This is a genomic window from Mycobacterium riyadhense (assembly GCF_963853645.1).
Classification (GTDB): Bacteria; Actinomycetota; Actinomycetes; order Mycobacteriales; family Mycobacteriaceae; genus Mycobacterium; species Mycobacterium riyadhense.
Map to the genome: position 1 here is coordinate 5,439,426 of NZ_OY970456.1, position 22,678 is coordinate 5,462,103.

24 protein-coding genes and 1 tRNA gene are annotated in these 22,678 nt (G+C 64.4%); 13 read left to right on the forward strand and 12 right to left on the reverse strand.

Annotated features, from left to right (window positions below; genetic code table 11):
• Window position 1 precedes the first annotated feature (1 nt).
• From purD to AADZ78_RS24045, 6 genes are all read right to left on the reverse strand, one after another.
• Entirely contained in the window at window positions 2-1,273 is a 1,272-nt protein-coding gene (purD, locus tag AADZ78_RS24020; protein WP_085249598.1) for a phosphoribosylamine--glycine ligase, read from the reverse strand.
• Between the two features lie 69 nt (window positions 1,274-1,342).
• On the reverse strand, window positions 1,343-1,777 hold the full coding sequence (locus AADZ78_RS24025; RefSeq protein ID WP_085249597.1) for a carboxymuconolactone decarboxylase family protein: 435 nt from the start codon (window positions 1,775-1,777) through the stop codon (window positions 1,343-1,345).
• Window positions 1,774-2,646, reverse strand: a complete 873-nt coding sequence (locus AADZ78_RS24030) for an NAD(P)-dependent oxidoreductase (RefSeq protein WP_085249596.1) — start codon at window positions 2,644-2,646, stop codon at window positions 1,774-1,776. Before AADZ78_RS24030 ends, AADZ78_RS24025 begins: the two co-directional genes overlap by 4 nt.
• Window positions 2,639-2,752: a uridylate kinase gene (locus AADZ78_RS24035; RefSeq protein WP_204903313.1), complete on the reverse strand. Its 114-nt coding sequence runs from the start codon at window positions 2,750-2,752 to the stop codon at window positions 2,639-2,641. Before AADZ78_RS24035 ends, AADZ78_RS24030 begins: the two co-directional genes overlap by 8 nt.
• A gap of 103 nt (window positions 2,753-2,855) precedes the next feature.
• A complete protein-coding gene (locus AADZ78_RS24040) occupies window positions 2,856-3,608 on the reverse strand; it encodes an SDR family oxidoreductase (RefSeq protein WP_423752177.1) in 753 nt (250 codons plus the stop codon).
• A 12-nt stretch (window positions 3,609-3,620) separates the two neighbouring features.
• A complete protein-coding gene (locus AADZ78_RS24045; protein ID WP_085249594.1) occupies window positions 3,621-5,099 on the reverse strand; it encodes an aldehyde dehydrogenase in 1,479 nt (492 codons plus the stop codon).
• 209 nt (window positions 5,100-5,308) lie between these two features.
• Between AADZ78_RS24045 and AADZ78_RS24050 the strand changes: the two genes are divergently transcribed.
• From AADZ78_RS24050 to AADZ78_RS24090, 9 genes are all read left to right on the forward strand, one after another.
• Window positions 5,309-5,923, forward strand: a complete 615-nt coding sequence (locus AADZ78_RS24050; RefSeq protein ID WP_085249593.1) for a TetR/AcrR family transcriptional regulator — start codon at window positions 5,309-5,311, stop codon at window positions 5,921-5,923.
• On the forward strand, window positions 5,920-7,128 hold the full coding sequence (locus tag AADZ78_RS24055; protein ID WP_085249592.1) for a cytochrome P450: 1,209 nt from the start codon (window positions 5,920-5,922) through the stop codon (window positions 7,126-7,128). Before AADZ78_RS24050 ends, AADZ78_RS24055 begins: the two co-directional genes overlap by 4 nt.
• Window positions 7,129-7,956, forward strand: coding sequence for an SDR family oxidoreductase (locus AADZ78_RS24060; RefSeq protein WP_085249591.1), 828 nt, complete (start codon window positions 7,129-7,131; stop codon window positions 7,954-7,956).
• Between the two features lie 8 nt (window positions 7,957-7,964).
• Entirely contained in the window at window positions 7,965-9,305 is a 1,341-nt protein-coding gene (locus tag AADZ78_RS24065) for a cytochrome P450 (protein WP_276063091.1), read from the forward strand.
• Window positions 9,306-9,313: 8 nt separating this feature from the next.
• Window positions 9,314-9,529: a ferredoxin gene (locus AADZ78_RS24070; protein ID WP_085249590.1), complete on the forward strand. Its 216-nt coding sequence runs from the start codon at window positions 9,314-9,316 to the stop codon at window positions 9,527-9,529.
• Between the two features lie 2 nt (window positions 9,530-9,531).
• Window positions 9,532-10,077, forward strand: coding sequence for a nuclear transport factor 2 family protein (locus AADZ78_RS24075; protein ID WP_085249589.1), 546 nt, complete (start codon window positions 9,532-9,534; stop codon window positions 10,075-10,077).
• 152 nt (window positions 10,078-10,229) lie between these two features.
• Entirely contained in the window at window positions 10,230-11,357 is a 1,128-nt protein-coding gene (locus AADZ78_RS24080; RefSeq protein ID WP_085249588.1) for an NDMA-dependent alcohol dehydrogenase, read from the forward strand.
• Between the two features lie 18 nt (window positions 11,358-11,375).
• Window positions 11,376-13,385: an FAD-dependent oxidoreductase gene (locus tag AADZ78_RS24085; protein WP_085249587.1), complete on the forward strand. Its 2,010-nt coding sequence runs from the start codon at window positions 11,376-11,378 to the stop codon at window positions 13,383-13,385.
• Window positions 13,386-13,400: 15 nt separating this feature from the next.
• Complete coding sequence (locus AADZ78_RS24090; protein WP_085249586.1) at window positions 13,401-13,820, forward strand: ketosteroid isomerase family protein; 420 nt, start codon at window positions 13,401-13,403, stop codon at window positions 13,818-13,820.
• 4 nt (window positions 13,821-13,824) lie between these two features.
• Here AADZ78_RS24090 and AADZ78_RS24095 read toward each other — a convergent pair whose 3' ends face one another.
• Together AADZ78_RS24095 and AADZ78_RS24100 are read right to left on the reverse strand one after the other, a co-directional pair.
• Window positions 13,825-15,243 carry a hypothetical protein gene (locus AADZ78_RS24095; RefSeq protein ID WP_085249585.1) on the reverse strand — a complete coding sequence of 473 codons (1,419 nt, stop codon included), beginning with the start codon at window positions 15,241-15,243 and terminating at the stop codon, window positions 13,825-13,827.
• Between the two features lie 102 nt (window positions 15,244-15,345).
• Window positions 15,346-16,305: a C1 family peptidase gene (locus tag AADZ78_RS24100; RefSeq protein ID WP_239656680.1), complete on the reverse strand. Its 960-nt coding sequence runs from the start codon at window positions 16,303-16,305 to the stop codon at window positions 15,346-15,348.
• 52 nt (window positions 16,306-16,357) lie between these two features.
• Here AADZ78_RS24100 and AADZ78_RS24105 point away from each other — a divergent pair, with 52 nt between their 5' ends.
• Window positions 16,358-16,762: an HIT family protein gene (locus AADZ78_RS24105; protein WP_085249584.1), complete on the forward strand. Its 405-nt coding sequence runs from the start codon at window positions 16,358-16,360 to the stop codon at window positions 16,760-16,762.
• A gap of 8 nt (window positions 16,763-16,770) precedes the next feature.
• Here AADZ78_RS24105 and AADZ78_RS24110 read toward each other — a convergent pair whose 3' ends face one another.
• The 3 genes from AADZ78_RS24110 to AADZ78_RS24120 form a co-directional block, all read right to left on the reverse strand.
• Window positions 16,771-18,213, reverse strand: coding sequence for a sensor histidine kinase (locus AADZ78_RS24110; protein WP_085249583.1), 1,443 nt, complete (start codon window positions 18,211-18,213; stop codon window positions 16,771-16,773).
• Between the two features lie 33 nt (window positions 18,214-18,246).
• Window positions 18,247-18,969, reverse strand: coding sequence for a two-component system response regulator PhoP (gene phoP, locus AADZ78_RS24115; RefSeq protein ID WP_085249582.1), 723 nt, complete (start codon window positions 18,967-18,969; stop codon window positions 18,247-18,249).
• 209 nt (window positions 18,970-19,178) lie between these two features.
• Window positions 19,179-20,348 carry an RNA-guided endonuclease InsQ/TnpB family protein gene (locus AADZ78_RS24120; RefSeq protein WP_085249663.1) on the reverse strand — a complete coding sequence of 390 codons (1,170 nt, stop codon included), beginning with the start codon at window positions 20,346-20,348 and terminating at the stop codon, window positions 19,179-19,181.
• 113 nt (window positions 20,349-20,461) lie between these two features.
• Here AADZ78_RS24120 and AADZ78_RS24125 point away from each other — a divergent pair, with 113 nt between their 5' ends.
• Window positions 20,462-21,187: a hypothetical protein gene (locus AADZ78_RS24125; protein WP_085249581.1), complete on the forward strand. Its 726-nt coding sequence runs from the start codon at window positions 20,462-20,464 to the stop codon at window positions 21,185-21,187.
• Window positions 21,188-21,215: 28 nt separating this feature from the next.
• Window positions 21,216-21,290, forward strand: a tRNA-Thr gene (locus AADZ78_RS24130).
• Window positions 21,291-21,344: 54 nt separating this feature from the next.
• Here AADZ78_RS24130 and AADZ78_RS24135 read toward each other — a convergent pair.
• Window positions 21,345-22,073, reverse strand: coding sequence for a SagB/ThcOx family dehydrogenase (locus AADZ78_RS24135; RefSeq protein WP_211286223.1), 729 nt, complete (start codon window positions 22,071-22,073; stop codon window positions 21,345-21,347).
• A 242-nt stretch (window positions 22,074-22,315) separates the two neighbouring features.
• Here AADZ78_RS24135 and AADZ78_RS24140 point away from each other — a divergent pair, with 242 nt between their 5' ends.
• Complete coding sequence (locus AADZ78_RS24140) at window positions 22,316-22,456, forward strand: hypothetical protein (protein WP_204081163.1); 141 nt, start codon at window positions 22,316-22,318, stop codon at window positions 22,454-22,456.
• Window positions 22,457-22,678 lie beyond the last annotated feature (222 nt).

The window sequence follows — 22,678 nt, forward strand, 5'->3', positions numbered from 1 at the left end:
GCTAGCCGACGGCGATCTTGCCCGCTGCCGCCCTCAGCGCAATGTCGCTCCGGAAATGACTGCCCGGCAATCGAATCGAGCTCAGGATCGCGTACGCGTGCGCACGCGCGGCGGACAGGTCCGCACCGGTGCCGACCACCGACAGCACCCGCCCGCCCGACGAGACGATCACGCCGTCGTCGCGTTGGGTAGTTCCGGCATGCAACACCCCCTCGGCTTCGGAGCCGACGACGACGTCGCCAACCCGCGGGCGGCCGGGATAGTTTTCGGCGGCCAACACCACGGTCACGGCGGCGCCGCCGCGCCAACGCAACTCACCGAAGTCGGCCAGCTTGCCGGTGCCGGCGGCGTGCAGCAGCTGGCCGAGCGGCGAGTCCAGCAGCGCCAGCACCGCCTGCGTCTCCGGATCGCCAAAACGGCAATTGAATTCGACCACAGCCGGCCCGTTCGCGGTAATCGCGAGCCCGGCATAGAGCAATCCGCAAAACGGGCTCTCCCGCCGAACCAACTCCGCCGCAACAGGTTCGACGATCCGGCTGACTATTTCACGGCACACGTCATCGGGCAGCCATGGCAGCGGCGCGTAGGCGCCCATGCCGCCGGTGTTGGGTCCGGTGTCGCCGTCGCCGACACGCTTGAAGTCCTGCGCCGGCAGCAACGGCACCACGGTTGCGCCGTCGACCACGCAGAACAGCGAGACCTCGGGTCCGTCGAGATAGGACTCCAGCAGCACGGGGTGCCCGGATTCGAGCAGGCCGGCGGCATGGGCGCGAGCGGCATCGCGATCCGGTGTCACCACCACACCCTTGCCCGCTGCCAAGTGATCGTCTTTGACCACCCAGGCCGGGTCACCGGCGGGCGGTCCGAATCGATCGAGGGCGGTGTCCAAATGCGCCGGATTGTCGACGATTTCACCCCTTGCGGTGGGCACGCCCGCCGCGGCCATGACCTCCTTGGCGAATGCCTTCGAGCCCTCGATGCGAGCCGCGTCCTTGCCGGGCCCAAAGCAGACGATGCCAGCGGCCCGCACGGCGTCGCCGACGCCGAGCACCAGCGGCACCTCGGGGCCGATGACCACCATGTCCGCGCCGACCTCGCGCGCCAGGGCGACGACCTCGTCGCCGGCGGTGATGTCTACCTGATGCTGTTCGGCCAGCCGGGCGGTGCCGGCGTTGCCCGGAGCGATAATGAGTCCGGTCACGTCCGGGTCCCTGCTCAGCGCTAGCAGCAGGGCATGTTCACGGGCACCGGAACCGATCACCAGGACGCGCACGAGACGTCAGAGTAGCCGGAGACCCGGCTCCCCACCGGCCGCCCCCTCTCGGCCGCTGGGGAGCGCGAGCTAGTCCGCTTTACCGGCTTCCTTGGCCAGCACCTCGGCGACATTCGCTTTCGTATCCGGCTGGGCGCCGTTCTCGGCTGCCTTCTTGCGCTTGGCCGCCACCCGCTCGATCGCGCTGTTCAGCCTCGATCCGAGTGGGAAGCCGACATAGTGGGTTATGAATACGGCGAGTTCACGCAGCTCGTCGAGGGTGAACTCCTCGTTGTGCAGCACGGCGTTGACCTGGACCTCCAACAGGTCCGACTGACCCTGAGCGGTCAGGACGGCGATCACCGCCATCCGGCGGTCACGCATGGACAGTCCGGGGCGGGTCCAGATCTTGCCAAAGAGGTGATCGACGGTGAGGGCAAAGTATTCGCCCGGCATGTCGGGCATGTCCCAGGCGTACACCTCGTTCATCTTGTCTAGGCCCTTGCGGCGCAATTCGTCCATCACGTCTCCTTCGGCATGTCCGTGCGCGGCACTCCAAGGCCGTACGCCAGTCGCTGCAGGGCCACCCGGGCCAGCGGTAGGTCTACCGATACCGACTCACCCAACGCCAACGCAAGGCTCAGATCCTTCTCCCCCAACTCGCGGGTGTGCTCCAGCAGCGGGCGCAGCGGATCGTCGGGCTCCATCGGCGCCGTCGTCTGACGAAACATGATTGCCGACGCGCCGCCGGTGCGGGAGTCGGTGTGGCGGACCACTTTGGCAAGCGCCCGCAGGCTCAGGCCGCTTGCTTCGGCCAGCCGCTCCGCCTCGGCCGCGGCCGCATAGGAGATAAACGTCAACATGTTGCGCGCCAGCTTCATCCTGGTCCCCGCGCCCGGCTCGCCGGCGTGGATCACCACCGATGCCCACCGCGAAAACGGCTCTTTGATCCGTTGGAACGTCTCGTCGTCGGCGCCCACCATGGTTGCCAGATCACCGTTGGCGGCCGCGCCCGCGCCGCCGCTGACCGGGGCGTCCACGATGTGAATCCCTTGCGGCTGGAACTCGCGTGCCAGCTCAACGGCGGTGGTGTCACTGATCGTGGAATGGATCGCGATGATGGTCCCGGGCTTGGCGTGCGCCGCCAGTCCGTCGTCCCCGGTGATCACCTGGCGCACCTGCGCGTCGTCGAACACGGTGATGCTGATGACGTCGGCATCGGCGACTTCGGCGACGCTGCCCGCCGCGGTGGCGCCGCCGTCGACGAAGGGGGTCATGGCCTCGGCGCGCATATCGAAGACCGTCAGGCCGCCCGGCCAGTCGAGGTAGCGCTTGGCCATTGGCGCGCCCTGGTTGCCCAGGCCGATGTATCCGAGCTTTAGACCTTCAGCCATTTGCGCCGCTCCTCCTCATCACTTCGTTCTGCATCGTCGCCGGCGCGGGCCATTTGCGCCGCTCCTCCTCATCACTTCGTTCTGCATCGTCGCCGGCGGTGGCCATTTGCGCCGCTCCTCCTCATCACTTCGTTCTGCATCGTCGCCGGCGCGGGCCATTTGCGCCGCTCCTCCTCATCACTTCGTTCTGCATCGTCGCCGGCGGTGGCTCATGATCGGATGATCTGTCCGCCATCGACATTGAAGATCTGCCCGGTGATCCAGGAGGCCTGGTCGCTGAGCAGGAACAGGCACATGCCCACCAGATCGTCTGGTGTGCCCATCCGGGACAGCGGCATCTGCTTGACCATGTCTTTGACGAATTCGCCCGGCGTGACGTTCCTGGTCGCTTCGGTGTCGATCGGACCCGGCGCTATCGCGTTGATGCGGATGTTCATTCCGCCGAGCTCACGCGAAAGCTGTTGGGTCAGACCGTTGACGCCCACCTTGGCAAGTCCGTAGAAGTTCGAGTACAGCCACGCCGCGGTTGAGGACTGATTCACGATCGCGCCACCGCCGCGCTTGGCCATCTTCTTGTACACCGCGCGGGTGCACAGCAGCACACCGTCGTGGTTGACGCCCATGAACTTCTTGTAGTAGTCCAACGGCACGGTCAGCAACAGGTCGAGTTTCATGCCGCCGTAGATCGCGGCGTTGTTTACCAGGTAGTCAATGCCACCGAATTCGCTGACGGTGCGACCAGCCATGGCCTGTGCCGACTCCTCGTCGGAAACATCAACGGGCACATGGATTGCCGTGCCGCCGTCGGCGACGATCTGTTTGGCTGCCGACTCGGCAGCATCGGCATTGATATCGGCCACGACCACTGACGCGCCTGCGCGAGCCAGGGCCTCAGCATACGCCCGGCCGATACCCTGCGCAGCCCCCGTGACGATAGCCACCTTGCCGTCGAATTGTGCCACACCGCTCTCCATCTAATTTGCTGCCACCGCAACGAGTTTGGTTTCCAGGTACTCTTCGAATCCGGCAAGCCCCATCTCGCGACCGTTGCCGGATTGCTTGTAACCCCCGAACGGCGCATCAGCGGAATACCAGACACCACCGTTGACGTTGACGGTGCCCACCCGCAGCCGCGCCGCCACCCCCGCGGCCCGGTCCGGGTCAGCGCTATACACGGTGCCCGACAAACCGTACGGCGAATCGTTGGCGATCCGAATGGCGTCATCGTCGCCGTCGTGAGCGATCACCGTGAGCACCGGCCCGAAGATTTCCTCCCTGGCCGGCCGGGCGTCGTTGCTCAGCCCCGCGATCACGGTGGGCTCGATGAAGAAACCGACATCCCTGTCGGCCGGTCGACCACCACCGCAGGCGAACGTCCCGCCTTCGGCGATCGCTAGGTCGAGGTAGCCCTGTACCCGGTCCCGCTGGCGCGCCGAAATCAACGGTCCGCAAACGGTTCCCGGATCGTTGGGATCGCCGGGCTTGATCGACGACATGGTGCCCGCGGCGACGGCGACAGCCTCGTCGTAGCGGGCGCGCGGTACCACCAGCCGGGTGGTGATCGCACAACCCTGCCCGGCGTGCACGGCCGCGGTGAAAGCCGACACCCCACTGGCGGCGGCGAGGTCGGCGTCGTCGAGCACAACGAAAGCCGATTTGCCACCCAGCTCGAGGAACACCTTCTTGACGGTGGCGGCGGCATCGGCCATCACGCTGCGTCCGGTCGCCGTGGAGCCGGTGAACGAAACCATATCTACCCGAGGGTCTTTCGCCAACAAAGCCCCGAGGCTGTGGTCGCTGGAGGTGACGATGTTGACGACACCGGGCGGGAAATCGGTGTGCTCGGCGATGATTTCGCCGAGCACGGCCGCACACCACGGTGTGTCCGGCGCCGGCTTCAGGACGATGGTGTTACCCGCGGCCAGGGCGGGGCCCAGCTTGGCGAGATTGATCTGGTGCGGGAAGTTCCACGGTGTGATGGCGCCGACGACACCGACGGCTTCCCGGGCGATGGTGCGCCGGGTGGGGATTCCCATCGGCGACGCCTGACCAAGGTCCTGGTTCCACACATAGGACTCGGCGGTGTCTGCCGCGAACGCCAGGTCATTGACCGGGCCTTCCAATTGGGCGGCGGCGGTGAGCATCCGCGGTGCACCGACCTCTGCGATGGTCAATTCTCGCAGTTCTTCGATGTGGTGCTGCAGCGCGTCGCGCAGCTGCCGCACACACCGCACTCGCAACTCGGTGTTGCGCGACCAGTCGGTCTCGTCGAAGGCCCGTCGCGCCGCCTCGATGGCGCGGCCCATGTCCTCCGCGTCAGCGTCGGCGGCCAGACCCAGCACCTCCTCGGTGGCCGGGTTGATCGTCGGGAAGGTTCCCGCGCTGCCTTCCGACAGCTTGCCGTCGATGAAGAGTGCGCTCACGCCATTGGCCAATAGCGAGCTGTCGGCCATCTACCACTCCCGCCTGCCGCGCTTGTTATGCAAATGCTCAATAGTGGACAGCTGTCCGATATATCTTTCTCGAACCATAACTGTCGGAGCGCAACGGGTGCAACCTCCGATCTCGTCCGGCGCGCCGCGTCGCCATAAAGTTCGATATTAAGCTGCTTATTCGCAAGCCGTACTTGCCTCACGTCGCAACCATCATCTAGCTTGGACATGTGTCCAGCGATGCACTGGCTTCGGTCATACCCGACACCGGGCAAACACCACGCAACCGCCGCCAGGAGGAAACCTTCCGCAAGGTGCTGGCGGCCGGCATGGAGACCCTGCGGGAGAACTCCTACGCCGACCTGACCGTCCGCATGGTGGCGGCGCGTGCCAAAGTGGCTCCGGCGACGGCTTATACGTATTTCTCGTCGAAGAACCATCTGATCGCCGAGGTGTATCTCGATCTCGTCCGGCAAGTCCCGTTCTTCACCGACGTCAACGACCCGCTGCCCACCCGAGTAGAGCAGGCGCTACGGCATCTGGCCCTGGTGGTCGCCGACGAACCCGAGGTCGGCGCGGCGTGCACCGCTGCGTTGCTCGGCGGTAGCGCCGACCCCGCGGTGCGCGCGGTGCGTGACCGGATCGGCGCGGAGATACATCGCCGCATCGCATCGGCGATCGGTCCGGGGGCCATACCCGACACGGTTTCGGCGCTGGAGATGGCGTTTTTCGGCGCACTGGTACAGGCCGGCAGCGGACAGTTCACCTATCACGAGATCGCCGACCGGCTGACCGACGTCGTCGGCCTCATCCTTGCCGGTGCTGAAAGGGCCGGTGTGACATGACTGTCCGCGTCGACGACCCGGAGCTGGTCTTGGATCCCTACGACTACGACTTCCATGAAGATCCATACCCGTACTACCGGCGGCTGCGCGACGAAGCCCCGCTGTACCACAACGAGCAGCTGAAGTTCTGGGCGTTGTCGCGCCACCAAGACGTACTGCAGGGCTTTCGCAACAGTACCTCGCTATCGAATGTGTATGGCGTATCGCTAGATCCGTCCTCGCGTACCTCCGAGGCGTATCGGGTGATGTCGATGCTGGCTATGGATGATCCCGCGCATTTGCGACTGCGCGCATTGGTGTCCAAAGGATTCACCCCCCGCCGGATCCGCGAACTCGAGCCGCAGGTGCTCGAATTGGCCCGCACTCACCTGGATTCGGCCCTGCAGAGTGAAACTTTCGATTTCGTAGCGGAATTCGCCGGCAAGCTGCCCATGGACGTCATCTCTGAGCTGATGGGCGTTCCCGAACCCGACCGGGCCCGCATTCGCGAACTGGCCGACGGCGTGCTGCACCGTGAGGACGGGGTGGCCGATGTTCCGCCGTCGGCCATGCAGGCATCCGTGGACTTGATGCGGTATTACGTCGATCTGATCGCGGAGTTCCGTAGGCATCCGGCCGACAATCTGACCTCGGCGTTACTTGAGGCCGAGATCGACGGTGACAAGCTCACCAACGACGAGATCATGGCGTTCCTGTTCCTCATGGTGATCGCCGGCAATGAGACCACCACCAAGCTGTTGGCCAACGCCGCGTACTGGGGAGCCCGCAATCCCGACCAGCTGGCCGGGGTGTTCGCCGATCACTCGCGAATTCCGTTGTGGGTCGAAGAAACCCTGCGCTACGACACATCGAGCCAGATCCTGGCCCGCACCGTCGCACAAGACCTCACGTTGTACGACACCACGTTGCGCCAAGGTGACGTATTACTGCTGCTTCCGGGATCGGCTAACCGTGACGACAGGGTTTTCGACCACCCCGACGAATACCGGATCGGCCGCGAAATAGGTTCGAAACTAGTCAGTTTCGGCAGCGGTGCGCACTTCTGCCTGGGCGCGCATCTGGCTCGCATGGAAGCCCGAGTGGCGCTGAGCGAACTATTCAGCCGGATCCGCGGCTACGAGGTGGACGAAGACAACGCGATACGCGTGCACTCCAGCAATGTGCGCGGATTCGCCAATCTTCCAATCACGGTGGAGACCACATAAATGCCTCGCTTCGAACCTCATCCCGCCCGTCGACCCGCGATCGTTGCCGGCGCGTCGTCGGGCATCGGCGCGGCCACCGCGATCGAGCTTGCCGCCCACGGCTTTCCGGTGGCCTTAGGCGCACGCCGCGTCGAGAAGTGCCAGGAGATTGCCGAGAAGATCATCGCTGACGGCGGCGAGGCGATCGCCCTGCCGCTCGACGTAACCGACCCCGACTCCGTCAAAGGCTTTGCACACCAGGCCACCGAGCGGCTCGGCGATATCGAGGTTCTCGTCACCGGCGCCGGCGACACCTTCTTCGGACGGCTGCACGAGATGGACACCGAAGCCTTTGAATCTCAGATCCAGATCCACTTGATCGGCGCCAACAGATTGACCACCGCGGTGCTTGGCGGCATGGTCGAGCGCCAGCGGGGCGACCTGATCTTCGTGGGCTCCGACGTCGCGCTGCGGCAGCGCCCGCACATGGGGGCCTACGGCGCCGCAAAGGCCGCACTGGTAGCGATGGTGACCAATCTGCAGATGGAACTCGAAGGCACCGGAGTTCGCGCGTCGATCGTGCACCCGGGCCCCACCAAGACCGGAATGGGCTGGAACCTGCCGCTTGAGTCGGTCGGACCCGCCCTGGAGGACTGGGCCAAGTGGGGCCAGGCGCGCCACAATTACTTCCTTCGAGCGTCCGACCTCGCCCGGGCGATCACGTTCGTCGCCGAGACGCCCCGCGGGGGATTCATCGCCAGCATGGAGCTGCAGCCCGAAGCGCCGTTGGCCGAGACGAAGGAACGCCAGCAACTCAAGGTCGACGAGAAGGCGCTGAAGAAATCGTGACCACACCGATGGTGCCGCGGGTGTCCGGCGGCCACGAAGAACACGGACACCTCGAAGAGTTCCGCACCGATCCGATCGGGCTCATGCAGCGGGTCCGCGACGAGTGCGGTGACGTCGGATGGTTCCAGCTGGCCGACAAACACGTCATCCTGCTATCCGGCGCCGGCGCCAACGAGTTCTTTTTCCGATCCGCCGACGAGGATCTGGACCAGGCCGAGGCCTACCCATTCATGACGCCGATCTTCGGCAAGGGTGTGGTTTTCGACGCTAGTCCGGAGCGGCGCAAGGAGATGCTGCACAACTCGGCGCTGCGTGGCGAGCAGATGAAGGGCCACGCGGCCACCATCGAGGGCGAAGTCAAGCGGATGGTGGCCGACTGGGGCACCGAAGGCGAAATCGACCTGCTCGACTTCTTCGCCGAATTGACCATCTATACCTCGACGGCCTGCCTGATCGGTCTGAAGTTCCGCAACCAGCTCGACTCCCGGTTCGCGCACTACTACCACGAACTGGAGCGCGGCACCGACCCGCTGTGCTACGTCGACCCGTACCTACCGATCGAAAGCTTTCAGCGGCGCGACCAAGCCCGCGACGATCTGGTGGCGTTGGTGCAGGACATCATGCACCAGCGGCTCGCAAATCCGCCCCGGGACAAGAGTGATCGCGACATGCTCGACGTGTTGGTGTCGATCAAGGACGAAGCGGGCAATCCCCGGTTCTCCGCCGACGAGGTCACCGGAATGTTCATCTCGCTGATGTTCGCCGGACACCACACCAGCTCGGGCACGTCGGCGTGGACGTTGATCGAGCTGATCCGCCACCCCGAGGTCTACGCCGAGGTGCTCGCCGAGCTCGAGGAGCTCTACGCCGACGGCCAGGAGGTGAGTTTCCATGCGCTGCGCCAGATTCCGAAGCTGGACAACGTGGTCAAGGAGACCTTGCGGCTGCACCCGCCGCTTATCATCCTGATGCGGGTGGCCAAGGGCGAGTTTGAGGTCGAGGGCTTCGGAATCCACGACGGGGATTACGTGGCCGCGTCCCCGGCAATCTCGAACCGAATTCCGGAGGACTTTCCCGACCCCGACGCGTTCAACCCGGACCGCTACAACAAACCCGAGCAGGCCGACATCGCCAACCGATGGACGTGGATTCCCTTTGGCGCGGGCCGACACCGTTGCGTCGGAGCGGCTTTCGCGACCATGCAGATCAAGGCCATCTTCTCGGTGTTGTTGCGCGAGTATGAATTTGAGATGGCTCAGCCCGCCGACAGCTACCGCAACGACCATTCGAAGATGGTCGTGCAGCTGGCCAGGCCGGCCAAAGTCCGCTATCGCAAACGCAGCGCTTGAGGATCGACATGGGCTCGCGGGGCTTCAAAGTCGAAGCAGACCTGGAATTGTGTCAGGGCCATGCCATGTGCCAACTCGAGGCACCGGACTTTTTTCGGGTGCCCAAGCGGGGCAAGGTTGAGATCGTCGACCCCGAACCGCCCGAAGAAGCCCGCGACGACATCGAGCGTGCGGTCGAAAGTTGCCCTACCCAAGCACTATTCATTAAAGAGAAAGAAGATTGATCATGGCGTCACTCCCCCGCGAGGAACTGGAGGCTTGGGTCGAGCGCTGGCTGGAAGCCAACCGGGTTGCCGAGCGCGAAGGCGACTGGAAGCGGCTGGCAGAGTTCTACGCCGAAGACGCAACCTACGGCTGGAACATCGGCCCCAAGGAAGACGTGATGTGCGTCGGTATCGACGAGATCCGCGACATCGCCCTCGGCCTGGAGATGGAGGGCCTGGAGAACTGGCAGTACCCGTATCAGAAGGTCATCATCGACGACAAGCAGGGCGAGATCGTCGGCTTTTGGAAGCAGGTCGCCACCGACTCCGACGGCACGCAGTCCGAGATCTACGGCATCGGAGGCAGCTGGTTCCGCATCAACGCCGACGCCAAGATCGAGTGGCAGCGAGATTTCTTCGACTTCGGCCACGTCCAGTCGCTCTACCTGGACCTGATGAAGGCGGGCAAGCTGTCCAAGGGCATGCAAAAGCGAATCGAGCGCAGCCTTGCGGGGGAGAAACTGCCTGGTTACTACCCCCTGGGTAAGGCCCCGGTACCCATCTGGTGAGCCCACCAGGACAGCCAACCAAGCATTTGTTTTGTTGCACACGCTATGCTGACGCAAAATGGAGTGTCTGTGGCACTCGTCACTACGCTGTCGGGCATGACGGAGCCCGGCAGCTCTGATCAGTTCAAAGGCGAAATGGGGTCAGGTACAACGTGAAGACAAAAGGCGCGCTGCTCTGGGAGTTCAACCAGCCCTGGTCCATCGAGGAAATCGAGATTGGCGACCCCGTTAAGGACGAGGTCAAGATCCAGATGGAAGCGGCGGGCATGTGCCACTCCGACCACCATCTGGTCACCGGTGGCATCCCAATGCTGGGCTTCCCGGTGCTCGGCGGACATGAGGGCGCGGGCATCGTCACCGAAGTTGGACCCGGCGTGGAGGACATCGCCCCGGGCGACCACGTGGTGTTGTCGTTCATCCCGTCCTGTGGGAACTGTGCAACATGTCAGGCGGGCATGCGCAACCTGTGCGACCTGGGCGCGGGGTTGTTGAACGGCGCAGCGGTCTCCGACGGCACCTTCCGCATCCAGGCCCGCGGCCAGAACGTCTACCCGATGACCCTGCTGGGCACCTTCTCGCCGTACATGGTGGTGCACCGCAGCTCGGTGGTGAAGATCGACCCGTCGGTGCCCTTCGAGGTCGCCTGCCTGGTCGGCTGCGGCGTAACCACCGGCTACGGCTCGGCGGTCCGCACCGCCGACATCCGCCCCGGTGACGACGTCGCCATCGTCGGCGTCGGGGGAGTCGGCATGGCTGCGTTGCAGGGCGCGGTCAACGCCGGTGCGCGCTTCATCTTCGCGATCGACCCGGTGGAATGGAAGCGCGACCAGGCCCTCAAATTCGGCGCCACCCACGTCTACCCCGATATCGACGCGGCGCTGGCGGGCATCGCCGAGGTCACCTACGGCTTGATGGCCCATAAGGTGATTCTCACCGTCGGCGAACTCAAGGGCTCCGACATGGAGGCTTACCTGACCATTACCGCCAAGGGCGGCACCTGCGTGGTGACGGCGATCGGCAGCCTGCTCGACACCCAGGTAAACCTCAACCTGGCGATGTTGACCCTGATGCAGAAGAACTTGCAGGGCACCATCTTCGGCGGCGGCAATCCGCAGTACGACATCCCGAAGCTGTTGTCCATGTATAAGGCGGGCAAACTGAACCTGGACGACATGGTCACCACTGCCTACAAACTTGAGCAGATCAACGACGGCTATCAGGACATGCTGGACGGCAAGAACATTCGCGGAGTGATCCGGTACACGGACGCTGACAGGTAAGCGGCGCCCGGTCCATCAGTGACCCGCTTTCCGCACCTGTCGGCGCCGGGACGGATCGGCGCCATGACGGTGCGCAACCGCGTGGTCATGGCTCCCATGGAGACGATGTACGGCACCCCGGACGGGCTGCCGTCGGCGCGGACCCGTGACTATTTCGCCGCCCGCGCATCTGGTGGTGTCGGGCTAATCACGTTGGGCGCCACTGGAGTCGACAATCAGCACCCGGAGACACCCGGTGGCCTGCATCTGGCCACCGACGCTGCCGTCGATGCGCACCGCGCTCTGGTCGACGTGGTGCACGAACATGGCGCCAAGATCCAGCCGCAGATTGTGCACGCCGGACCCGACGGCCTGGGACCGGAGATATTCGGTGTCACGTCGCTGGGGCCGTCGGTGATTCCGTCGTATCTGACCGGGCGTCCGTCGGCCGAGATCACCGCCCAGCAACTGGCATGCGTAATGGACTTGTTCAAGGCCGCGGCGCGGCGCGCGGCCGAGGCCGGCTACGACGGTATCGAGCTGCACGCGGCGCATGGCTACATGCTGCTCGGGTCTTTCCTTGCCCCACAGCGCAATCGGCGTACCGACGACTACGGGGGATCGTCACGACGGCGGATGCGGGTGGTGTTGGAGACGCTGACCGCCATTCGATCCGAAATCGGCGACGCGATCCCGATCACGTTGCGCATCTCGGGGTACGAACGCGTTGCCGGGGGCCGACCGATCTACGAAACCGCCTTAGTCGCGCCCGAACTCGTCGCCGCCGGGGTTTCCGCGTTCCATGTCAGCGGCGGCGTCATCGATCGCCTCGTCACCGGCATGGTCAACGGCGCCGACGACGGCGACGAGCTCAACGTGGGCGCCGCGGCCGCCGTCAAGCAGGTGGTCGATGTGCCGGTGATCGCTGTCGGCCGGATCCACGACCCCACCAGGGCCGAGCGAATCCTGGCCGACGGGCGCGCGGACTTCATCGCGATGGGACGGCCGCTGCTGGCCGACCCCGACCTGCCGCGCAAACTGTGGTCCGGACAGGCACACCGGGTCCGCAAGTGCATCTCGTGTGAAAACTGCATCGACGCGATGGAACAACGCTTCTCGGTGGACTGCGCGGTCAATCCCCGCACCGGCAAGGAGCGGGCGCTGGCGGGAGGTCGCGCTGTGCACGCCAAACGGGTGGTGATCGTCGGCGGTGGTCCCGCCGGACTGGAGGCCGCACGCGTGGCCGCCGAACGCGGCCACCAGGTAACGCTCTTCGAGCGTGGCGGGCAACTGGGCGGCGCGCTGCGCTGGGCGTGCGTGCTGCATCCGGAAAACCAGCCGTTCCTGCGGTACCTGCGCGACGAGATCCGGGTGAGCACTGCGAAAGTGCTTTTAGATCACCGTGTTTCAGCAGAGGACGTCGTGGCAACAGCGCCTGACGCTGTCGTGGTAGCCACTGGTGGCCGTGTTACGGTGCCCGAGATTCCCGGTGCTGACCTGCCACACGTCCGCACCGGGCCTGGGCTGCGTGAATTGCTCGATGGCCAGCTGTTCGCCGGCTGGCGACAGCGGTTGGTGCGCCCGGGTCCGGTTCGGCTGGCCACACGGGTATGGATGCCGGTCGGGCGACGCATCACCATTATTGGCGGCGACCTCGTCGCCCTGGAGCTCGCCGAGTTTCTGGCCAGCCGCGGCCGCTTGGTGTCGATACTCGAGGCCGGCAGGGATATCGCCCCGGAAGTGGGCAACAAACGCAAGACCGAACACATGAACCGGCTGGACCACCTCGGCGTTGCCGTTCACGTTCGTGCCGCCGTCGAACGGATCACGCGCGAAGCCGTGGTGTTCACCCCCGCCAGCGGCACCAGCCGCGAATTAGCCGCCGACAGTGTGGTGATCGCCGGAACGGTTGAGCCTGATACATCCCTGTTCGACGAGCTGATAGCCGCATTGCCCGAAACCCAAGTGCACGCCGCCGGCGACTGCAGCGGCCTGGGCCTGATCCGCAAAGCCACCGAAGACGGCGCCCGCGCCGCGTGCGCCATTTAACGACAGGAGATAACCATGACCCAGACAGCCCAATCACCCGCACTCGCCGCATCGCAGTCCTCGTGGCGCTGCGTGCAAGCCCACGACCGCGAGGGCTGGTTGGCGCTGATGGCCGACGACGTCGTCATCGAGGACCCGATCGGCAAGTCCGTCACGAATCCGGACGGTACCGGGGTGAAGGGCAAGGACGGGGTCGCCAGCTTCTACGACACCAACATCGCGGCCAACCAGCTGACGATCACCTGCGAGGAGACCTTCCCGTCCAGCTCACCCAACGAGATCGCCCATATCTTGGTGTTGGACAGCAGGTTTGAGGGTGGGTTCACCAGTTCTGTCCGCGGGGTGTTCACCTATCGCGTCAACGACGCCGGGTTGATCACGAGTATGCGCGGGTACTGGAACCTCGAGACGATGACGTTCGGCAAGCAGGAGTGAGGCCTCAGCCGATACGGCCCAGCCCGGTGATGTTGCCCTGCATGATCTTGTTGTCCATCAACACCATGGTGGCGGTCTGAATCGGGTCGCTGAGGATGCTGGCCGATTTTGGTTGCTGCAGTATCACTTCTCCCGAGGTGGGATCAAGGACGGCGAAAGAAAAGATGTCAGCCGGTGTCGTTGTGTCGAATCCGAAGCGGGTGATGGTGTAGATCAGGCCGTCCCCGATGGACAGGTGCGGTAACGCGGCACTGCGAATGTTACTGTCCCACACGGTATGACAGCCCGGGTTGTCGACGTCCACCCTGGTCATCCCCCCGATGAATGGGGCCGTCGGCGGAACGGCCGGTCCGGCGTCCGGCGGAACCGCCGGATAGGGGTAGCCGTAGGTGCTGGCGATGAACATGGTGCTGCCCACCCCGATCGGGGAGTTCTCACTACCGGGCCCACCCTTGGTCAGGACCGGTTGCTGGCAGATCAGGTTGCCGGTGCCGGACTCGTAGACAAGCGCATGCACCACCGGGTCGGCGTTGTCGACGATGGTCAGGTAATCGGCGCCGGTAGGGCCGAAATACGTTGGGGTAGAACCTGTTCCCCAACTCAGTTGTCCCGGCTTGCGCGCCGGGCCGCGGTCGTAGGCCTGGCGCCATAGGATCTGCGGGTTGCCACCGCCGTCGAGATTCAGCTCGTAGAGGGCAAAGGTGGTGGCCACCCCGACACGATTGGCGGGTGACGACGAGATGCTGTTCGCCACCTGTTCGCCGGGGTCCAGCTGTACGCCGGCAACCCCGCCGCCGACCTTTGACACTCCCACTACCCCGGTGCCGGTGGCGAACCAGACGTTGCCCGCATAGTCGGGTACCACGCCGACGGATTGGTCGCCGGGCGGTATCACGCTGGATACATCGATGGACTCGGCGACGGCCAGGTGCCACCGTCCTTGGCCGTCCTGGCTATGCGCGATGCGCAGTAGGTGGTTGGTGCCGTCGATCATCACCAGTTGGTTGTTGTTGTCCAGGTAGGCGTAGACACCGCCGAGGAGGCCGCCCTTGGCGACCGGCAGGCTAGCCAGCGGGACCACATGCGGGAGGATCCCTCCCGGATCGATCAGGTGGACGGTCGGGGCCTGGTCAACGATGGCAGTACATAGCGCCAACACCAGGCCATCGGTGCCCTGCGTGATCGTCGGACACGCAGCCAACAGCGGGTAGGCGAAGATCGGGACAAAGCGCTTGCCCGGACCCGGAAGCGGTCCCGCGTCGGCCGATCCCGCGTCGTTGTGCATCGACGCCAGGCCGTTGGGAGCCATGAACGGGTTGGGCGGCGCCAGCGGCCCAAACATCGCGGCCGCCCTCGCGGGTGCCGGGACGAGGGTCGTGGCGCACGCGGTTAGTACAGCCAACATAGCCGCAGGTATGCGCACCTAAGACCCCTTCCGTGAATTGGGTCATCGTGGATTTTGGCGGGCATTCAGTACGACATGGACACGCGGCGTTAACGATTCAGCTTCAGCAGTAGCGCTGTGTTATGCAGATTCGGGCACGTACACCCCGTATCCCTGGGCGAGCGATTCCAGGGTGTCATAGGCCATCCATGCGAATCCCTTTTCGCCCCAACGTGTCCCCCAACTGTTCTGAATCCGAACGGCGCCGCTGGATTTCGTGTAGTCATCGTCGTAAGCGACGATGAGCATCACATGGCCGGCTTGCTTGCCGCCCTTGTTCTTGACGAACTGCTTGTTGCCGACGTAGGGAGAGGGCCTGCCGCGGTAGTGCATGAAGTCTGTGTAGAGGGACGTTCCGAAAACGATTGGCATGCCCGACGCGATGACGGTCCGTAGATTAGTCAAACCATCCGGACCGGTGATCTTTGTCGCCTTGTACTCGGGAATCAGGAAGCTGGGTTCCGGCGGTATCGTTTGCGAACCGTACACCGACCAGTTGACTCCACACGACGGTTTGGATGGCCGTCTACCGTGGTTTGGGGCTGCGGCCAACGACGGCGTGCCACCGTTGGATCGAAGCCAATTGAGACACCTGGTGATTTGGCCGCCTTGACAGTTTTCCTCTTTCATCTTGTTTGCGATTTCATACCGAATGTAGGCGTAGTCGGGACCCGCCTGTCGAGCGGGACTGGTCGGCGGAACACCGCTTTTGCGGGCCGCATAGAACGTCGCAAGACCGTATACGGAACCCCAGACGAAACAATTCGGCATGGTCTGCCTGCCAACCGGGGGCAACCATTCGGTTCGAACGGACGCAGCCGACGGCACTTTACCGCGGCGCAGGGGCGTTTCCGGCGTCGCCGTTTCCGGAACGTCGGGATCGTATCCGTAGTCATCGAGCTCGACGGGCTCCTGGTCACTGTGGTTGGGCTCTTCACTGTCCTGGAGCGGCTGCGCGCTGCGGCAGGATGGCAGTGCCGCCGTGAGGGCGCCGACCGCTGAGAACGCGAGCATCGAACGCCTGTCGATCCGTGCCGTCATGCGCACGACCGTACCCAGGGGCCCGCCACCATTACGCACATATGCTTGTCGAATGGCATCGATCTTCACCAAGATCATCAACCGCGAACTTCCCGGGCGCTTTGTTTACGAGGATGACGAGGTGGTGGCGTTCCTGACGATTGAGCCGATGACGCACGGGCACACGCTGGTGGTGCCCCGCGCCGAGATCGATCAATGGCAGGACGTGGATCCAACGGTATTTGGTCGCGTCATGGCGGTGAGCCAACTAATCGGAAAGGCCGTGTGCAAGGCGTTTCGAGCCGAGCGTGCCGGGGTGATCATTGCCGGGCTGGAAGTGCCCCATCTGCATGTGCACGTCTTCCCCACCCGCAGTCTGAGCGACTTCGGTTTTGCCAACGTCAATCGCAACCCGTCACCGGAATCGTTGGACGACGCGCAGTCCAGGATCAAGGCGGCGTTAGCTCAGCTCGCTTAGGGCTGGGCTCAGCTGACCGGCCCACTGACCGGGATGGCCACGTCGCTGACGCGCGGGAGCGTGACCTGAAAGCAGCAACCCTGCCCCGGGGCGGTCGTGACCGTGACGGCGCCGCCGTGGGCGTTGACTAGCGAGTCGACGATGGACAGCCCCAGTCCGGTTCCGCCGCTGGCTCGCGCCCGCGACGAGTCGGTGCGATAGAACCGCTCGAACACCCGCGCCGCATCCTCCTGGCTCATACCCGGACCCTTGTCTGCTACCTCAATCACCGCGTCGTCACCCTTAGTGCCAACCCGCACGGTGACATCGGCGCTTTCCGGGGTGTGCTGCAAAGCGTTCGCCACCAGATTGCTCAGCACCTGTCGAAGGCGCGGTTCATCACCAAACACTTCCGGGGTGCCAGGACCGTCGAGGACTTCCAGGGTGATGGTGCGCTTGGGATCGATCGCCCGTGCGTCGTGCACCGCGTCGCTGGCCAGCACCAGCAAGTCCACCCGGTCGCGTTCGAGTGGCCGTTGCGCATCCAGCCGGGCCAGCATCAACAAGTCGTCCACCAGCAGGCCCATCCGGCTCGCTTCGCTTTCGATCCGCGACAACAGCATGGAAACGTCGCGGGCCGCGCCCTGGCGATACAACTCGGCGAAGCCGCGAATGGTGGTCAACGGGGTGCGCAGTTCGTGGCTGGCGTCGGTGATGAACCGTCGCATGCGGTCCTCTGAACCGCGGGCGGTTTCGGCCGACGACTCCGAGGATGCCACCGCCTGTTGGATCTGGGCGAGCATTCCGTTGAGCGCCGACGAAAGCCGGCCCACCTCGGTGCGGGGATCGCGTTCCGGAACCCGGCTATCCAGCTGACCCGCCGCGATCGCCGCGGCGGTCTGTTCGACTTCGGACAGCGGCTTTAGGCTGCGGTGCACGACCGCATAACCGGCGATGCCAACGACAACCAGCACCGCCACCCCGATGCCCACCTGCAGCCACACCAGAGACCGTACGGTGTGCTGAACATCAGATAAATCGATGGCCACAGTGGTCAGACCGCCCTGCGGCACCCGCACAGTCACTGCGCGCCACTCGATGTCAGACCCGTTCACCGAGGGAAGCGTCGTCGGATCGGGGCCGACATCATTGTCGGCAGGCAGCGCCGGCTCGGCATTGCGGTCGTTGATGGCAACAAAAGTGCGGCCGTCGGGGCTGATGCCCCGCACGTAAAACTTCGATGGTGGCCGGGCCGGGTCGGGGCCTTCTGCGTTGGCCGGGGGCTGCCAGGGGGTTTGCGCCCAGGTGCGGGAGGCATCGAGCAGGGCCGAGTCGATCCGGCTGATCAAACTGTGCTGCAGGATCGAGGTGACCGCGACACCAGAAACCAACAAGCCGCACAGCACCAGCACCAGGGTCGCGGCGACCAGGCTTACCCGCAGCGGCAGTCCACCTCGGCGAAATGTGGCCATTCGTCGCCACCTAGCGGGTCGAGCGGACCATGCTCATCGCGGCTCCCGCAACACATAGCCCACCCCGCGCAAGGTGTGCAGCAGTCGCTTTTCACCGGTGTCGATCTTGCGACGCAGATACGACACGTAAGACTCCACGACGTTGACGTCGCCACCGAAGTCGTAGCGCCAGACGTGGTCGAGGATCTTCGGCTTGCTCAGCACCGTTCCGGCGTTGATCACGAAGTAGCGCAACAGCGTGAATTCGGTGGGCGACAACGACACCGGCTGGCCGGCCTTCCACACCTCGTGGGTCTCCTCGTCGAGTTCGATATCGGCGAACGTCAGACGGGAATTGCGAGGTTCCGCGCTGCCCTTGCCGGCGCGTCGCAGAATGACCCGCAGCCGGGCGACGACCTCCTCCAAACTGAAGGGCTTCGTCACATAGTCGTCGCCACCCAACGTCAGGCCCGCGATCTTGTCCTGCAGCGAGTCTCGGGCCGTCAGGAACAGCGCCGGCGCATCGATGCCGTCGGCGCGCAGCCGGCGCAGCACTCCGAAGCCGTCCATTCCGGGCATCATCACGTCGAGGATCACCGCGTCGGGCCGGCATTCCCTGGCGCGGTCCAGCGCCTGTGCTCCGTTGGTTGCCGTGTAGACCTCAAAACCCTGGAACTTGAGGCTCACGGACAGCAGCTCGACAATGTTGGCCTCGTCGTCGACGACGAGGATGCGGGCCTCCGGTGTGGAGTTTTCGCCTGGGAGTCCTACGGTCATGGGGCCAACCCCATCAGCACTCGGTTTAAAGCTAGCTTCACAATCATTGAGTACTTCCTGCGAGCTCGGTGTCCATAATCTGGTAATAGTCTGCCAGGAAACATCGAATCGGCTTGGACCCATGCGGGATCATCGGGGCGCGCCGTGAATACACTCGCAGGTTGACGTCCTCCACCGGCTAAAGCCGGTGGATTCCAACCCCGTCGGAGCTAGGCAGCAGGAGAACAGAGTTGAGGTTCACGGTTCACAGACCGGCTAGCGCCGAGGTCTCCCCGTGCTGTCACCGCCCGCCCGGCGGCGATATTGCGTGCGGCGTTCACGTCAGCACTACACGGCCCTGCGCCGCAGGCCACGCACTGGAAAACCGCTTGGCTCTTGCGGTTTTCCGGCGCGACGTGCCCGCAGTAAGAGCATCGCTGCGACGTGTACGCCGCCGGGACGAATTCCAGCCGTCCCACGGCCTTGTGCTGCAACCGGGCCACCAGCAGTCCCCATCCCTGGCGGCTGATCTCCCGGTTGAGGCCCCGCTTCTGCGCGACATTGCGCCCGAGGCGCTCCCGAGTACCGCGCGCCGAGCGGGTCATGGCACGCACTTTCAGATCCTCGACCCGGATGGTATCGAAGCGACGCGCCAGGTCGGTGGTGGTCTTTTCCACCCAGTCACGGCGGCGATCGGTTTCCCGGGCGCGCAACCTGGCGATGGCCAGCTTGGTTCGTGCTCGCCGGCGGCATCCGCGTTGCGCCCGGGCCAGACACTGCTGCAGTCGGCGGAGTCGCTGGGTTTCACCCGCGCTCAGGCCCGCAACGCACAGCAGCTCGCCGCTGGACAGTGCCACCGATACCGCCACGCCGCGATCCACACCCACGACGCTGCCATCCTCGGGTCCCGCGATCGGTTCCGGGATGGCCGCAAAAGCGATGTGCCACCGACCCGACCGATCCAAAGTGACGCGGTAAGACTTCACCGTGGCCGGTACGTCGCGGGTCCGCCGAAACCGCACCCAACCAATCTTGGGTATCCATACCTGCCCATAGCGACCGCTGAGTCGCCTAATGTGGCGCGGTTTGAGTCCGACCTGCCGAAACCCTTCGTGCTGGCCGGCTTTACGCCAGGTCGGGCGGCGGTGGGTGCGGTTGCAGAAGTTGCGCATCGCTTGGGCGAAGTCCCGCAGCGCTTGCTGCTGCACGGTCTGCGATCCGGCGGCCAGCCAGTTGTATTCGGCGCGGGCCGCAGTCAACTGGGCACATTGCTCGTGGTAACCAGGCGCGTGCCGGCCCGGCTGCCGGTGCCGCTGTTGCTCGACGGCCAGGTTCCACACAAACCGCGCGTGGCGAGAGTGTTCGGCCAACGCCGCTGCCTGCTCAGGGCTGGGAAACAACCGAAACCTGCACACATCAACAACCTAGGTGTGACTACCGACAACATCTCGAAAGGAGGGAAGCGGCGATTCCTTCCCCGGCTAAAGCCAGGGATCTCCACGCCGCAAATCTGATGAATCTCGCCAAAACCCTCGTGGCCATCGCTACCGCCCCCGCGCGGACGGGGCTGGCGGCCGCCGAGGCGAGCCTCAACTTTGCGGGCGCTGCGGTTGGTGTGGCCAAGAGGTCGCTCGGTGACACCAGCGGCCCGAGCGGGTCCACCGCGATGGCGAACATGTTCGGGATCGACGACGCCCTCGCGCGAGCAAACCGGCTCGCCCGGTTGTTGGACGACGATATGCCACTGGGACGTGCGGTGGCTCCCGACGGGCCGATGGACCGGCTGCTGCGTCCCGGCGGGTTGGTTGACCTGGTGACAGCGCCCGGCGGTTTGCTCGACCGGCTGACCGCGGAGGGCGGCGCGCTGCAGCGGGCTCTGCAACCAGGCGGGCTGGGCGATCGGCTGCTTGGCGAGGACGGGATGGTCGAACGGTTGCTGGCCGAGGATGGGGTAGCCGAGCGGCTGCTCGCCGAAGGAGGCCTGATCGACACATTGACGTCCAAGGACGGACCGCTCGAACAACTTACCGACCTTGCCGACACCCTGGCTCGACTGGCGCCCGGGATGGAGGCGCTGGAGCCCGCCATCGCCACCCTGCAGGACGCGGTTACGGCGCTGACCCTGGTGGTCAATCCGCTCAGCAATATCGCCGAACGCATACCGCTGCCGCGCCGGCCACCGCGACGCTCATCGTCGCGATCGGTGCGTACCGAGCGCGTCATCGACAGCGAAGGGTGAGCCGCTAGGCTTGCACCCGGTTAATCCGGCCTCCTTAGCTCAGTGGTAGAGCACTCGCCTTGTAAGCGAGCGGTCGTCAGTTCAATCCTGACAGGGGGCTCCACTACGAGCTGCACCGCAGGTCAGCGTGTTACTTGACGGCACCTCGCTGTCTTCCTTACCGGCGAGCCCGCGGCCTGCCCACTGGCATCAAACCCAACGCTTGCTCATCCTCCGCCAAACCAAGGGTTGTTTTTACTTGTTCGTCGGAAAATGCGCCTATAAGGGCGGTTCCCAGGTCCAGTGCGGTGGCCTGGAGGTAAACATTTTGGGTGGCGCTGCCGACCTCCATATCTACGTAGCGCTGCGCTCTATCGCCGTATTTGACCTGTGTGCGTTGGTAGACTGCCGCGAATACGATCACAATTGGTGCTTTTCGGATCGGCTCTTGTTTTAGAGCAGCCAAGTAGAGGTCGCCCCGCTTGTCCTGGCTGGATACCTTTAGCAGTTGGTGTCCGGATGGCAGGTACTTATAGATGCCAGTTTCGAGACCATCCACTGCGCCGACCAGCAGGTAAACTTCCAGCGGATAAAGCGCTCCGGCTGAAGGAGCTGTTCGGTAAACGCCCTTGAGGATGATGCCCTGGGCCGACCACAGCAACTGCGAGACTTCTCCCAGGAACAGCGGTGTGTCTGCATAGTTCCGCGTGGATCGCCGGTGTTGCATAGCTGATTCGAACGAGACCGGGCTGTCAAGGCGCACGGCCGGGAGCTGGAGGTGATTCCGGATAGGTTCTGCCTGTTGATTAACTCCCGTGTTGTCCCTGTTTTCTATCAGATAATGCGCCCCCAAAATAGCCATTGTGGTCAAAACCGCCCCAAGCGCTAACCGCCACTTATTCATCATCGCCGATCCTAATAACGTTTCCAGGTTCTGGTTCTACAGGGTGATCGGATATCAGCGATTCTCGATCTGATGCCGTTTCCCGTTTCGGCAGGCGGTGCTGCGCACAAACACCGGGCAGCCGAGGCGTTCGGGAACCTGACGTTCAATTTCAAATTGGCTGCTTCGTATTCCAACGATGCTCGTGGGGCCTTTCTATGTCAAGCTTTTTGGCCGCCAGTTGTATGGTGGCGGGGCGTGGCCCGGTGAGTGACTGGTCCGAAGTGCCGGTGAAGGGGTGTGAGCCGACCGCGCTGGACAGTAGAGCCGCCCCCGCGTCCCGCCGGGCCTGCCCCTACTTCTGGTTTGGCGTCGTGTACGAGTTGGCGGTAGACGACGTTGAGTAGGCATCGTTTCAGGCAGCGCAACGCTTCTCGCAGGCGCTTGCCAGGCGGCTCGTTTTCGTCGGTAGTACGCACATCCGGGGGTGTCGCGGGCGATTTGGGTGAGCGCCATGGTGCCCGGTGACCTCGCGGTGTGGGATGGCTGGTCCGAAGACTGCCAGTCTGGCCGGGCAGTTCAACAGTTCAATCCTGACTGGGGGCTCCAATTCCCGGCGTGCTGATGTC